Origin of the sequence: Nocardia caishijiensis NBRC 108228, from assembly GCF_001612825.1 — a bacterium.
Classification (GTDB): Bacteria; Actinomycetota; Actinomycetes; order Mycobacteriales; family Mycobacteriaceae; genus Nocardia; species Nocardia caishijiensis.
In genome coordinates, this window is record NZ_BDBE01000012.1 from 163157 (window position 1) to 176858 (window position 13702).

General features: G+C 69.2%; 11 protein-coding genes. 7 read left to right on the top strand and 4 right to left on the bottom strand.

What is annotated here, in order from left to right; translation table 11 throughout:
• Nucleotides 1–44 precede the first annotated feature (44 nt).
• The 4 genes from NC7_RS03140 (at nt 45) to NC7_RS03155 (ending at nt 5090) form a co-directional block, all read left to right on the top strand.
• On the top strand, nt 45–1154 hold the full coding sequence (locus tag NC7_RS03140; protein WP_067978390.1) for a hypothetical protein: 1110 nt from the start codon (nt 45–47) through the stop codon (nt 1152–1154).
• Nucleotides 1141–2586, top strand: a complete 1446-nt coding sequence (locus NC7_RS03145; RefSeq protein ID WP_067978395.1) for a hypothetical protein — start codon at nt 1141–1143, stop codon at nt 2584–2586. The genes NC7_RS03140 and NC7_RS03145 overlap by 14 nt, the downstream gene beginning before the upstream one ends.
• A gap of 240 nt (nt 2587–2826) precedes the next feature.
• On the top strand, nt 2827–4656 hold the full coding sequence (locus NC7_RS03150) for a phosphoenolpyruvate carboxykinase (GTP) (RefSeq protein WP_067978397.1): 1830 nt from the start codon (nt 2827–2829) through the stop codon (nt 4654–4656).
• A 254-nt stretch (nt 4657–4910) separates the two neighbouring features.
• Complete coding sequence (locus tag NC7_RS03155; protein WP_067978399.1) at nt 4911–5090, top strand: hypothetical protein; 180 nt, start codon at nt 4911–4913, stop codon at nt 5088–5090.
• On the opposite strand, the gene NC7_RS03160 is transcribed toward NC7_RS03155, so the two are convergent.
• The gene (locus NC7_RS03160) at nt 5087–6532 is read right to left on the bottom strand and encodes an aldehyde dehydrogenase (RefSeq protein ID WP_067978403.1); all 1446 of its coding nucleotides are present in this window, start codon (nt 6530–6532) and stop codon (nt 5087–5089) included. The genes NC7_RS03155 and NC7_RS03160 overlap by 4 nt on opposite strands.
• A 211-nt stretch (nt 6533–6743) precedes the next feature.
• Here NC7_RS03160 and NC7_RS03165 point away from each other — a divergent pair, with 211 nt between their 5' ends.
• Nucleotides 6744–7040: a hypothetical protein gene (locus tag NC7_RS03165; protein ID WP_067497182.1), complete on the top strand. Its 297-nt coding sequence runs from the start codon at nt 6744–6746 to the stop codon at nt 7038–7040.
• Between the two features lies 1 nt (nt 7041).
• On the opposite strand, the gene NC7_RS03170 is transcribed toward NC7_RS03165, so the two are convergent.
• Nucleotides 7042–7833 (bottom strand): class I SAM-dependent methyltransferase, encoded by a 792-nt coding sequence (locus NC7_RS03170; protein ID WP_067978406.1) that lies wholly within the window; start codon nt 7831–7833, stop codon nt 7042–7044.
• Between the two features lie 139 nt (nt 7834–7972).
• On the opposite strand from NC7_RS03170, the gene NC7_RS03175 reads away from it, so the two are divergent.
• Nucleotides 7973–9145 (top strand): glycosyltransferase family 4 protein, encoded by a 1173-nt coding sequence (locus NC7_RS03175; RefSeq protein ID WP_067978606.1) that lies wholly within the window; start codon nt 7973–7975, stop codon nt 9143–9145.
• Between the two features lie 50 nt (nt 9146–9195).
• On the opposite strand, the gene NC7_RS03180 is transcribed toward NC7_RS03175, so the two are convergent.
• Nucleotides 9196–10089: a hypothetical protein gene (locus tag NC7_RS03180; protein ID WP_067978409.1), complete on the bottom strand. Its 894-nt coding sequence runs from the start codon at nt 10087–10089 to the stop codon at nt 9196–9198.
• Between the two features lie 89 nt (nt 10090–10178).
• On the bottom strand, nt 10179–12233 hold the full coding sequence (locus tag NC7_RS03185) for an MmpA family trehalose lipid delivery protein (protein ID WP_084457877.1): 2055 nt from the start codon (nt 12231–12233) through the stop codon (nt 10179–10181).
• A 274-nt stretch (nt 12234–12507) separates the two neighbouring features.
• Between NC7_RS03185 and NC7_RS03190 the strand changes: the two genes are divergently transcribed.
• Entirely contained in the window at nt 12508–13689 is a 1182-nt protein-coding gene (locus NC7_RS03190) for a polysaccharide biosynthesis protein (RefSeq protein ID WP_236573152.1), read from the top strand.
• Nucleotides 13690–13702 lie beyond the last annotated feature (13 nt).

Sequence of the window (13702 nt, forward strand, 5' to 3'; positions counted from 1 at the left end):
CGCCGGATCTGACAGAATGCCCTCCGAAAAGGGGGTGCGCGCACATGCCGACAGCGACCACGACCGCACAGACACGGCCATCCGACCAGCTCGATCAGCTGATCTCGGATCTCGGCGCAGGTGGGGGAACCGACCCGGCGATCGCCGAACGGCTCGTGGAGGCGGTGCGGCGCAGGCGCAGGCCGCTGCGAATCCAGGTGGCGGGGCGAGCGCTGAGCGGTCGGACAACGGTCCTCGCGGCGCTGGCCCTGCTGTCGGCCCAGGAAACCGAGCCGGTCGACCAGCCGGGGCTGCCCGATCCGGTGCTCGACGGCGACCTGGTGGTGTACGTGCTGGCGGGTGCCCCGCAGGCGGCCGATCTGCGGGTGCTGGAAACGTTGCCGAGGGACCGCAGCATCGTGGTGCTGAACAAGGCCGACGCCATGGGTTCACGCTGGGGCGATGCCGTGGCCGCCGCCGAACGGTTCGCCCGTGAGCTGCGGTTGCCGGTGGTTCCGGTGGTCGCGTCGCTGGCGGCGCGCACCCGTGCGGGCAGCGTCGGCGCGGCCGACCTCAGCGAGTTGCGCAGGCTCGCGGTCGGCCCGGATGTGCCGTCGGTGCTGGCGGCGGAGCTGTTCATCGGCGCGGGTTCCGACCAGGACGCGCGCAGGCGCCTGATCGAGAACTGGGATCTCTACGGCGTGGACTGCGCGCTCACCGCCCTGCGCGCCGACCCGGATCTCACCTCGGCCGCGCTGATCCAGATCCTGCACTCGGCAGGCGGCATCGACCCGCTGCACCGGCTGGTCCACCGTCGCTACGAGCAGGTCGAAGCCGTGCGCGGCGGCGAGCTGCTCGACGAGCTGGTCCGGCTGGCCGCGCGGGCCGTCCCCGGTGACGGTGGTCGCGCCCGCGCGCTGATCGAGCAGTACCTGGTCGGTGACGAGGCGCTGTGGATCGGGCTGTGCGCGGGTCTGGCCTGTCCGCAGGTCGCGCATCTGGCCGCCGGGTATCCCTCGCCCGCGCCGGGTGACGCCGACGAGGCGCTCTCGCGCGCCACCCGCTGGCGGGCCGTCGTCTCGAGCGACATGCCGCCCTCGGCCCGCCGCGCCGCCCTGCGCGTGCACAACGGATACGTCCGAGCCTGGGAGCGGATGAGCAGTGCCGGACTCTGACGCGGCCGCCCTGACGGCCGACGTCGACGCCGTCATCGAGCGGTGGAATCCGCAGGGCAAGGCCCTGCTGCGGGCGATGGCCGGTTCCGGCGCCGCCGCGAGCGTGTTGTTCCACGCCCCCGACGACGCCAACACCACCCTGCTGCGCACCGAACTGGCCCGCTTCGAACCTCACATCGACCTGATCGACCCCGCCACCCCGATCACCGAGCCCGCCCCGGCCCTGATCCTGTTCGACGCGGGCAGCGTGATCGGCGCCGACCTGCTCGCCCTCATCGACCGCCTGCGCGACGCGGGCGCACCGATCCTGCTCGCCATGAACGGCTTCCACGCCTACCAGGACTGGCGTGCCATCCGGGAACGCAGCCTCGCCCTGCTCGCCGACCGAGGCGCCGCCGAGCTGGAGATCCTCCCCGTCTCGGCCCGGCTGGCCGCCGCCGCCCGCGCCGCCGACGACTCCGCCCTGCTCGACCGTTCCGGTCTCGGCGCCCTGCACGCAGCTCTCGCCGCGGCCACCGCGCAGACCCCGGTCGACGGTGCCCGCCGCCGGGCCGCCGTGCTCGCCCGCGTGCTGGCCGACACCAGGGCCCGCATCACCGAGCAGATCACCGCCCTGCGCGCGGGCACCGATGCCGCGCGCCTGCGCGAGGAGCGGGTCGCCCTGCTCGCCGACCGCGACGGTGGCCGTCAGACCGGCCTCGCGGCGGTGCGCAGCCAGGTGCAACTGGCGCGCGTCGACCTGTCGACCGAGGTGGGGGCCATGGTGCGGGCCCTGCACATGCGCTCGCGCGCCGATCTCGACCGTTGCGATCGCACCGAACTGCGCGCCTACCCCGAGCGATTGCAGCAGGCCGCGGGCGAGTTGTCGGCGGCGGTCGACGCCGTCATCGATGAGCGCGTGCTCGAGACCGCGCGCCGTGTCGGCACCGCCGCACCGGCCCCGCGCCGCTACGACGCGGCGCCCCGGGTCGGTCCGGAACCCTCGCCGAGGCATCGTGGTGTCGAAGATCACCTGGTGATCGCGCTCGGCGCGTCGGCGGGTGTCGGTCTAGGCCGGTTGATCGTCGCGCCGCTGTCGCTGGTGCCGACCCTCGACGTGGCCAGCGTGCCGGTGGCGTTGCTGCTCGGCGCCGGTGCGGCGGCCTGGGTGGTGCGGGCGCGCGGGCAACTCGCCGAACGCGGGCACATGTCACAGTGGGTCTCCGAGGCGCTGGTGAATGTGAAAGCCCAGCTCGAGCAGCGTGTCGCGGCGGTGCTGGTGGACGTGGAGGCCGAGCTGGCCGAGCATGTGGTCCGCGAATCCACGGCGCGGGCGGTGGCTGTGGACCGCCGGATCGCCGAGCTGGACGCGCTCGTCCGGCGTCTCGTGGCGGAGCGTCCGGCGCAGCTTTCCGCCTGCGAACGCGATATCGAAACCCTCGACAAGGTGTGACGAGAACGATTGGTCCACCCGCCGATGGGTACTAGGTTGGGCGAACCCGATTCCTTATCGATCGTCATATCGCGTTAACCTTTAAGCAGGAACCTGGGCGTCCTGCTCCGTGCCAGTCGATGCGCGGCCTCCGTCCGTGTGCGGCCCTGTACGCCGTCCATTGGGGTTGCGTGGTGGCTGGTTCGCTGCCGGACGTCTTCCCGCCACGGTGGCGCCCCCGCCCATCTCAGGAGAGTTTTCATGACCTCAGCGACCATTCCTGGTCTTCGTGGATCCGACGGCACCGCGCCGACCGAGCACAGTGAACTGCTCGCCTGGGTACAGGAAGTCGCAGAGCTCACTCAGCCTGATCGTGTCGTCTGGGCCGACGGCTCCGACGCGGAATGGGATCGTCTGACCACGCAGCTGGTCGAGGCGGGCACCTTCAAGAAGCTCGACGAGAAGAAGAAACCGAACTCCTTCCTCGCCCTGTCCGACCCCTCCGATGTGGCCCGCGTGGAATCGCGCACCTACATCTGCTCCAAGACCGAGGCCGACGCCGGTCCGACCAACAACTGGGTCGACCCCGCCGAGATGCGCGCCACCATGACCGAGCTGTACCGCGGCTCGATGAAGGGCCGCACCATGTACGTGGTGCCGTTCTGCATGGGCCCGCTCGGCGCCGAGGACCCCAAGCTGGGCGTGGAGATCACCGACTCCGAGTACGTCGTGGTTTCGATGCGCGTGATGACCCGCATGGGTCAGGCCGCGCTGGACAAGCTCGGCACCGATCGTCCGTTCGTGAAGGCCCTGCACTCCGTGGGCGCCCCGCTGGCCGAGGGCCAGGCCGACGTGCCGTGGCCGTGCAGCGACACCAAGTACATCACCCACTTCCCCGAGGACCGCGAGATCTGGTCCTACGGCTCCGGCTACGGCGGCAACGCGCTGCTCGGCAAGAAGTGCTACTCGCTGCGGATCGCCTCGGCGATGGCCCACGACGAGGGCTGGCTTGCCGAGCACATGCTCATCCTCAAGCTGATCTCGCCGGAGAACAAGAACTACTACGTCGCCGCCGCGTTCCCGAGCGCCTGCGGTAAGACCAACCTGGCGATGATCCAGCCGACCATCCCCGGCTGGCGCGCCGAGACCCTCGGCGACGACATCGCCTGGATGCGTTTCGGCAAGGACGGTCGCCTGTACGCGGTGAACCCGGAGTTCGGCTTCTTCGGCGTGGCGCCCGGCACCAACCACAGCTCCAACCCCAACGCGATGGCAACCATCGACGCGGGCAACACCGTTTACACCAACGTCGCCCAGACCGACGACAACGATGTGTGGTGGGAGGGCCTGGAAGGCGACCCGCAGCACCTGATCGACTGGAAGGGCAACGACTGGACCCCCGAGTCGGGCACGCATGCCGCGCACCCGAACTCGCGCTACTGCACCCCGATGTCGCAGTGCCCCATCCTGGCCCCCGAGTGGGACGACCCGCAGGGTGTGCCGATCTCGGCCATCCTGTTCGGCGGTCGCCGCAAGACCACCGTTCCGCTGGTGACCGAGTCGTTCGGCTGGGAGCACGGCGTGTTCATGGGTGCGACCATGGGCTCGGAGCAGACCGCCGCCGCCGAGGGCCAGGTCGGCACCGTCCGCCGCGATCCGATGGCGATGCTGCCGTTCCTCGGCTACCACGTGGGCGACTACCTCGACCACTGGATCGAGCTCGGCAAGAACGCCGATTCGTCCAAGCTGCCGAAGATCTTCTACGTCAACTGGTTCCGTCGTGGCGCCGACGGCCGCTTCCTGTGGCCCGGATTCGGTGAGAACTCCCGCGTGCTCGAGTGGATCGTCGGCCGGATCGAGGGTTCGTCCGGCGCGTCGTCCACCCCGGTCGGTCACGTGCCCACCGCCGCCGACCTCGACCTGGACGGCCTCGATGTCGACCAGACCGATGTCGAGGAGGCCCTCGCGGTGAACGCCGACGAGTGGCGTCAGGAGATCCCGTCGATCGAGGAGTGGTTCGAATTCATCGGTGACCGCCTCCCGTCGGGCGTTCGCGACGAGTTCGAGGCACTCAAGCAGCGCCTCGGCTGACACTGAAGTCGAACCGCCCGCACCGATTTCGGTGCGGGCGGTTTTGCGTTGCCCCTGTTTCCGGGCGCGAAGTTTCCTAATGGGCACAAATTGGGAAGATTTCCCCGCGCTGATTTCGGGTACATCTTTCGATGACAGAGAGTCGCTGGGGCAAGGGAATCGCCGTCACCTATATTCCCAGTCAGGTTTCTGTGAACGTCGCACCATCCCCCGAGCTAACTCCGCTGAGATCGACGCTGAGAGGTGGTTGACGCATGACCGATCTGGTGACCCGCCACGAGGACGACACCTGCTCGAGCACGCCACTGCACCGGGTGGCAGGTCGCTTGGAGCGTGTCCTGCCACCCGGATGGCGCGTCGATGTGGTCGACCTGCCCGCCAACGGCGAGGTACGTGCCCAGCCGGTACTGCGGGTCGTGATGCCCGAGGACTAGCCGGTCCATCCCATCGGCATCAGCACCGACTTCTGCTCGCAGAACGCGTCGAGACCCTCGGGCCCGTTCTCGCGGCCGACGCCGGAGCTCTTGTATCCACCGAACGGCGCGGTGGGGTCGAAGGCGTACCAGTTGATCGCGTAGGTGCCCGTGCGGACCCGTGCGGCGATCTTCGCGCCGCGTTCGATGTCGGTGGTCCAGACCGAGCCGGCCAGTCCGTACACGGAGTCGTTGGCGATGGCCACGGCCTCGTCCTCGGTGTCGTACGGGATCACCGACAGCACTGGTCCGAAGATCTCCTCCTGGGCGATGGTGCTGGAGTTGTCCACGTCGGCGAAGATCGTCGGCTCGACGAACCAGCCGCGATCCACCCCGGCGGGCCTGCCGCCGCCGAGAACCAGCCGCGCCCCCTCGGCCTTGCCCTTGGCGATGTAGCCCTCCACGCGTTCGCGCTGTCGCTCGCTGATGAGCGGGCCGAACTGCACCGACGGATCGGTGGGGTCACCGGTCTTCAGGGTGCTCACGTGGGCGACGAGCGCGTCGAGGATCTCCTCGTAACGGCTGCGCGGCGCGAGGATCCGGGTCTGCGCCACACAGCCCTGTCCGCTGTTCATCAGGCCGGAGAACGCGAGAACGGGAATGCTGGCGGCCAGATCCACGTCGTCGAGGATGATCGCTGCCGACTTTCCACCCAATTCGAGGGAAACGGTTTTGAGTTGTTCACCGGCGATGGCCGCGAGTTTCCGGCCAACGGCGGTACTTCCGGTGAACGTCACCTTGTCGACGCCGGGATGACCGGCCAGGTATTCACTTGCCTCTGCTTCGGCGGGCAGCACCGAGATCACGCCGTCCGGCACGCCTGCCTCGGTGAAGATATCGGCGAGAATATTGGCGCTGAGCGGGGTGAGGGGGGACGGTTTCAACACGATCGTGCACCCGGCGAGCAATGCGGGCGCGAGTTTGTTCACCGCGAGGAACATCGGAACATTCCACGCGGTAATAGCGGCGACGACCCCGCGCGGTTCCCGTGACACACGGGTAGTTCCGAACGGGCCGACCCGAGTCTCGTTCCAAGGGAAGGTCTCTGCGAGCGAGACTAACGCGTCGAGAGCCGCGACGGCGGGAATTTGATTGAATGTCAAGGCGCCTACCGTCGTTGCGCCCATCTCCGCCGAGAGCGCGGCGAGCAATTCCGGCGAACGCTGCTCGATGAGCCGAGCCGCCTTGCCGAGCACTTCGGCTCGTTCCAGTGGATCCTTCTTGGGCCACGGTCCGCTGTCGAAGGCGTCGCGGGCCGCGGCGACCGCCGTGTCCACGTCGTCCTTCGTTACCGAAGGCACGCTGCCCACGGTCTCCTCGGTGGCCGGTGAGACCACGGGAATGCGGTCACTACCGGCCGGGGTGGTCCACTTGCCGCCGATGAACAGACTGTCGTAGTGCATGAGAACACGTTACAGTTTCGCGGCCGGATTGTCTGCAACACGTTCTACTTTGCCTGGTCGCAGGGGCTCTGAAGCGCGCGAATTCCAACCCGTCGGTTCGCTTTTCGGGGAAACGCACTATTGCGTTCTCGTGGTGAAAAGGGGATGCTTTAGCTACTGATCAGCTCGCTCGATTCATCGGACCTTAACAGCGAATTGGGGAGACCGACTCATGGCTGTGCAAGTGATCGGCCGATCGTTGATGACCAGCGACCAGACCGACCATCAAGCGAAGAGTGTTGGCAGTGGAGGATGGGTTGTGTCATTCCTTCCTGGCCGCACACTGACGATCGAGCAGGCAACTGCCGCCATTCAGGCCGCTGAGGCGGTCGCGATGGTCGGTGCGCTCGCCGATCAGGTCGGCCTGACCACGTTGGAGACCGTCGGCCTCGCGATTCAGGAATCCCCGTGGGCCAGCGCTTTACCCGAGCCGGTGCGCCGGACGCGGCGACTGAGCTGGCTGGCCTGAGTCACCGTTTCGTCGCAACCACAACGAGATTGCTCACGAGTAGCTCGCGAATCACCGGAATCCGAACCAACCACCACGCCCAACGCGGGTGATAACGAGGAAAAACGGTTCGCACGTCCGCCGGTGTCGTTGCCGCCCAGCGCAAACCGTCGGCCGCGGTGACGGCGAACAGTGATCTGCCGAATCTGTTCTTGGGTTCACGACCGTGCTTTCGGAAGTACCTGCGGGCCGCGTACTCGCCGCCGAGGTAATGCCACAGTCCGGTCTCGTGCCCGCCGAACGGCCCGTGCCACACCGTGTACGAGTACACGATGAGGCCGCCGGGCTTGGTCACGCGGACCATCTCGTCGGCCATCGCCCAGGGCTCGGGGACGTGTTCGGCGACGTTGGAGGAGAAGCACACGTCGAAGGCGTTGTCGCGGAACGGGAGTGCCATGCCCGAGCCGCGCACCGAACCGGCCACCCGCAGGCCCGCGGCGTGCATCTCCGACGGGTCGGGTTCCACCGAGACATAGCGGGCGCCGCGTGCGGTGAACTCGTCGGCGAAGTAGCCGGGGCCGCCACCGACGTCGAGTACCACGGTCCCGGTGAGATCGCGGCCGGTGTTGTCGGCGTAGAAGTCGTCGATCAGCTCGGCGCTGTCGGTCGCGATGCCGCCGTAGAACCTGGCCGGGTCGGACTGCTCGAACCGGAAGCTCGTCAGCAGACGGAGCGAGCGGCGCAGCGTGGCGCGGCGGGCGAAGCGGGGGGCTCGGCCCGGCTGGTCGGTTCTCGGCGGGGATGCGGTCGGCACGGCAGGAGTTTAGGGGCTCGGCGGCGGCGCATCGCGGCCGTGTGCGGGTTCGGCGGTGATATTGCCGTGTCGCGTGGGCCACACCCGCTAGGGTGGTGGCCGACGTTTGTCCGAAGCCGATCCGATTGCGAGCCCGACCGTGCGTGAAGTCCTCCTGTTGTGCTGGCGTGACACGGGGCACCCACAGGGCGGCGGCAGTGAGCGGTACCTGGAGCAGGTCGGTGCCCAACTGGCGGCCCGTGGGGTCAAGGTCACCCTGCGTACGGCCGGGTACCCCGGTGCCCCGCGCCGCGAGCGGATCGACGGTATCGACGTCAGCCGCGCCGGTGGTCGCTTCACCGTGTACCCGCGCGCACTGGCCGCCATCCTCGCTGGTCGGCTCGGTGTCGGCCCGCTGCGCGGCGTCCGGCCCGATGTCGTGATCGACACCCAGAACGGCATCCCGTTCTTCGCCGCCGTGACCGGTGTGCCGTCGGTGGTGCTCGTGCATCACGGGCATCGTGAGCAGTGGCCGGTCGCCGGGCGGCTGGTCGGGCGGATCGGCTGGTGGATCGAGTCCAAGCTGTCGCCGCGTGTGCACCGCGACAACCAGTACCTCACGGTGTCGCTGCCCTCGGCCGAGGAACTGTCGGTGCTCGGGGTGGATCGCGAACGCATCGCCGTCGTCCGCAACGGTGCCGAACCGGTGCCCGCCGAGGTCGTGCCCGGTGGCGAGCGCACGCGTGCGACCCATCCGCGCGTCGCCGTGCTGTCCCGGCTCGTCCCGCACAAGCAGATCGAGGACGCCCTCACCGCCGTCGCCGCGCTGCGCGAACGCTTCCCCGATGTACACCTGGACGTGATCGGTGACGGCTGGTGGGCGCCGAACCTGCGCGCCTGCGCCGAGGAACTCGGGATCACCGACGCCGTCACCTTCCACGGCCACGTCGACGAACGCCGCAAGCACGAGATCCTGTCCACCGCGTGGGTGCACGTGATGCCCTCGCGCAAGGAAGGTTGGGGTCTGGCCGTCATCGAAGCCGCCCAGCACGGCGTCCCGACCATCGGCTACCGCAGCTCCCGCGGCCTCACCGACTCCATCGTCGACGGCGTCACCGGCCTGCTCGTCGACGACGCCCCCGCCCTGGCCCGAGCCGCCGCCGACCTCCTCGCCGACCCGGAGACCCGGGCGGTGATGGGCGAGAAAGCCCGCGCCCGAGCCCACGAATTCTCCTGGGAACAAACAGGTTCCGGCGTCTACGAAGTCCTCGCCGCCGCCGCCCGGGGAACCTACACCACCGGCCTCGTAGCCCCCTCAGCCGTCAATCGCTGAACCATCGTCGACCTGAAGATCGGGTTGTCGCACCTTCGACAGGCCGATGCTCAGTCGCTGAACACGTCGTCCACGGTCTGGGCGCTGATCGCCCGATCGAGCCATTCGCCGAGTTGGGCGCGGTCGTGACACGCCACGATCTTGTCTTCGGCAGCCGACGACACCTTGATTCCACGTCGGCGCAGAATCCGGAGAACACTCTCCGAGACGCCTTTTTCGAGCCCTTCTTCGCGCCCTTCGGCACGGGCTTCTTCACGCATCCGCTGCGATGTCTCGGAGCGGAAGAACGACAGGTCTACCGACATCAACTTCCTCCAGATTCGGGCGCCTCGCGTTCGACCGAGGCCCAGTTCGACAAGTTCGGCATAGATCTGCGCATCGTCTCGGTCACCCGCGAGCCGCAGGGCAGCGGCAAGCGCTTCCAGTATCGCACCGATCTCAGGCCTTGTGGCGTGCGTAATCGCTGATAGGGCTGCCAACGGCAGGTCTGCGGCGGCGGCTTCGGCCGTCGTGACGGCCGGGACGTTGTGGGGGCCGAGCACGAGTGGTCGCAGCACCATGCACGGCCAAGTCGCATGGCCGAGGTTGTGAGGTCCCTGCGCCCAACGGGCAATGGCCTCGCTGCGGCACACGACAACGAGAACGGCGGGAATCTGATACTTCGCTTCGAGGTAGGCCAGGTAGTAGGTCCAGGCGCGAGGGCGGCTCAGCTCCTTCTTGCTCTGTGCCTCGACAACCAGCAAGAAGCTGGACTCTGCCGTGACGATCCGCAGAATCGTGTCCGCCCGGCGTTCGATGGGCTCTATCTCGGTGAGGTCGACCGAGATGTGTTCGACCTCGATCGGGTCGGGGAAGGGAAGGTCGAGTGCGTGGAAGACGCGGGCGAAGGTGCGCGCGTCGTGCCGGAAGATCCGGTGCATAGCCTCGTGCTGTGCGGTGACCATAGCGAGCGAACATAGATTCGTTGCTGGGCTGCACGGGTATTGATGCGGTGTGTCGGGCGGCGCGCGGCGCCTCGCCGGATGACACTCCGTCAGTGGGGGTTTCGGCGGAAGGCGGCGGTCAGGAGGGCGACGGCGAGGAGGGTGGCCCAGAGGAGGTGGGCGGCGGTGGAGAGGTGGCGTTGGGTGGGGGTTGCGGTGTCGGTGGGGGTGGGGTCGGGGACTCGGTAGAGGGCTAGGTCGGTGTCTTCGTAGGTGAGTTGGGTTGTGGCCAGGGTGTTCTGGGAGGCGCCGAGGGGGCCGGGGGTGGTGCGTTCCACGAGGATCCAGCCGACGCCGAGGGCGGCCAGGTCGGTGGCGGGGGCTCCTTCGAGCAGGGCGGTTTCCACCGTGCGGGCGCGATTCCCCTCGCCTGCTACGGCGTAGCCGCGGACGCGGAGTTCGCCGGTCTGGAGGACGTCGGCGGGGAGGATGCGGGGTGCTGGGTCGAGGACGGGAGGTGTTCCGCTGTAGGGGAATCGGCGGAACATGCCTGCGGGCAGGACTGCCACGTCGCCGGGACCGTCGACGTGTGCGACGACCTCTGCCCAGCCGGCGGGGTAGTGGACGGGACGCATCTCGTCGCCGACGCCCCAGGCGAGATCGGGCAGCGGGAGAACGAGCAGGCCGATGAAAAGTGTTGCGACAGCCGCTGTTCCAGCATCAGAACGACGAGGGCATCCGGTGTCCGACACCCGAGGTGTGGTTGCGGCGGGTTCCCCGGTCGGGTCCAGCTCGGAACTGGGTGATCCGTTCGCGATCGGAGTGGCCAGGTCGGGGCTCGCGGATTCGTCGGGACTCGACCGCGCGAACCGCCGCACGACAGCGAGCACGGTCGTGCAGGCAGCCGCCGCGCACAGCACATACGCGGGCATCGCGAGCGCCACGTATTTCTGACTGTCACGCAACAACCCCGCCCCGGGCACGTGCCCGACCGACCATTCCCCGACCGCGATCCCTGCGCTGGTCGCGCCGAGCGCGGGCACGACCACGGCCACCGCCGCGACAACCAGCAGCGACCGGCACCCGCGTCCGCGCCGCCACACGGCGGGCACCCCGAGCGCGACGATCCCGAGCAGCAACATCGTGCCGACGAAGGCCACCGGTGTCGTCCGACTTCCCGGCACTGCCTCGCCGTTCCAGATCCCGCCGAGCCCGGCCAGACTGCCCAGCGTTCCCAACCATGGTTCCGCCCGCGCCGCGAACGCCGAAACTCCGGCCGGATCCGACGGCTCGGCCCCCGACCCCAACGCCGTGGCCGTCAACCACGGCGCGCAAGTCGCCACCCACAGTGCCACGGCGGGCACCCAATTCCGCCGCCCGACCAGCGCCAACCCGATCACTGCCGCCAACAACGACCCGGTCGGCGTCAATCCGGCCGCCGCGAACGCCGCGACCAGCGCAGCCCACGAGCCCACGCCGACCCGCTGGTCCTGAACACCGCTGCGTGCGCTGACAGTCGACCCGCTCGCACATTCCGAGTCGGCCCTGCTGCTGAGGCGTCTCGGGGTCGAGCTGACGAGGCCGGTATCGGATTCACGGATCTCCGCCGACCGCGAGCGGTCGGCGCCGGTCGGGGCCGTCGAATCCCGCCCGGTACTCGCGGCGAAGCTTCCCCCGGTGCGGCTGTGGTCGTAGCGGCGGACGCCGGTCGACGCGTCGCGAAGGCGGGCCGCCGCCAACGCCGCCCATGGCAGCGCCGCATATCCCGCGAGCAGACTCCAATGCCCTTGGAGCAGTCGCTCGGCGACGAAGGGGTTCCAGAGGGCGAGGGTGGCGGCGACGAGTTGGGGGCCGGTGGTCGCGCCGAGGAACTGACGGGCGAGGGCCGCGGCGCCGTACCCGGCGGCCCACAGGGAGACGATCAGGATCGCCTTGACGAGGATGCCGCCGTCGACGACGGGGGAGAGCACGGCGAGCAGCGCGTCCTGGGGCACCGCGCGGGGTGCCGCCGCGCCGAGACCGAGCGCCGAGTCCGTCAGATAGGAGCGCGGGGTACTCACCGCGTCGCGCAACAGCAGATACCCGGAGCCTGCCAGCGGGCCGACGATCACCGCCGTGAGGAGCGCGCAGTACGCGGCAACCCACAGCCTCGCGCTACCTGTCACATCAGAGCACCCTAGATGCTGGGGCGAGCGCAGCGGGGCCCGCCCTGATCCGGAGGGCGCGACGAAGGAGTGCCAGGAGGGTGGAAGATCAGGGGCCCGAAACGCCCTACCCGAGTGCGCTGGCGCTCCAGAGGCGAAGCTCAGGGTGAGTCCGCTCGGACTCACATTTCGGGGTATCGCGCACCGAAGGGTCGATGAGGTGCGACGATGGGGCGTGTCTTCGGTCCGTCGCCCCCCTGTTGTTGCCGATCTGACGTGGGTCACGGCTGGCGCGATGACCGCCAATGTCGCCGGTTACCTGCTGCAGATGTTGGCCGGGCGCTGGCTGGGTGTGGCCGGGTTCAGCGAGTTCGCGAGTCTGCTCGCGGTCCAGCTGCTGTGCGCGGTGCCCGCCTTGGCGATGCAGAACGTGGTGGCGCGCGAAGTGGTGCGCGGCGCCGGTCTGCGTGCGGTGCGGGCGATGCAGTGGCGGTGTGCGGCGCTGGTCGCGGCGGTCGCGGTGGTGCTGATCCCGGTCGTCGCGACGGTGCTGCACGTCAGTGTGCTGGCCGCGGCCGCTGCCCTCGGCGCCGCTCCCGCTCTGGTGGTCCTGTCGGGTGAACAGGGAATCCTCCAGGGCGCCAATCAGTTCCGTGCCCTGGCGACGGTGCTCGCGCTGGCAGGCACCGCTCGCGTGGCACCCGCGCTGATCGCGCTCGCCTTCGGCGGCGGCTCCGCGGGTGCCCTGCTCGCCGCGGCAGGCGGACTCGTCGCCGCCGCTTTCGTCGCGGGCCGCATCGTCCGATCGGCGACCGCGAGCGATTCAGCAGACATGTTGCTCGATGGGCGGGCCGCGACCGTCGAACCGCGCGAGCAGACGATCGGTGTCCTCCCGGTCTTGCGTGCCGTCCAGGTGCAGGCCGCGCTGATGGCCCTGTCCTCGACCGACCTGATCGTCGTGCGCATCGTCCTCGACGACGCCGACGCCAGCCGCTACTCCCTCGGCACCATCGCCACCAAGATCGCCTTCTGGCTCCCGCAGGCGGTTGGCGTGGTGCTGTACCCACGCATGGCCCAGCCGACGCATTCGGCCCGCGCCATCCGCGACGCCCTGTCGGTGCTGTCGCTGATCGGCATCGTCGCGGTCATCGGCGCCGCCTTGGCCGCCCCGCTCGCGCCCCTGTTCGCGGGTCAGGACTACGCACCTATCCAGGGCATGCTGTGGATTTTCGCGCTGCACGGCGCCATGCTCGCCGTCCTCCAGGGCGCGCTGCTGTCGGCCATCGCGGTGGAACGCACCGGTCTGGCGATGGTCACCTGGGTGGGGTTGGCCGTCGAGGTCGCCCTGATGCTCGCCTTCGCCGACAGCATCGGTTCGCTCATCGGCATCGCCGTCTGCGTCGCCGCCGTCACCACGACGATCGTCGCCCTCGTCGTGCTGCGCACCGCCCGAAACGACGACGGCCCCGGTCGATGACCGGGGCCGTGCG

What these genes read in the sequence shown, in the direction of transcription:
- NC7_RS03165 (WP_067497182.1), top strand. Translation starts at nt 6,744, where the DNA reads ATGGCTGTGCAAGTGATCGGCCGATCGTTGATGACCAGCGACCAGACC.
- NC7_RS03180 (WP_067978409.1), bottom strand. Translation starts at nt 10,089, where the DNA reads ATGGTCACCGCACAGCACGAGGCTATGCACCGGATCTTCCGGCACGAC.
- NC7_RS03190 (WP_236573152.1), top strand. Translation starts at nt 12,508, where the DNA reads ATGACCGCCAATGTCGCCGGTTACCTGCTGCAGATGTTGGCCGGGCGC.
- NC7_RS03150 (WP_067978397.1), top strand. Translation starts at nt 2,827, where the DNA reads ATGACCTCAGCGACCATTCCTGGTCTTCGTGGATCCGACGGCACCGCG.
- NC7_RS03140 (WP_067978390.1), top strand. Translation starts at nt 45, where the DNA reads ATGCCGACAGCGACCACGACCGCACAGACACGGCCATCCGACCAGCTC.
- NC7_RS03155 (WP_067978399.1), top strand. Translation starts at nt 4,911, where the DNA reads ATGACCGATCTGGTGACCCGCCACGAGGACGACACCTGCTCGAGCACG.
- NC7_RS03160 (WP_067978403.1), bottom strand. Translation starts at nt 6,532, where the DNA reads ATGCACTACGACAGTCTGTTCATCGGCGGCAAGTGGACCACCCCGGCC.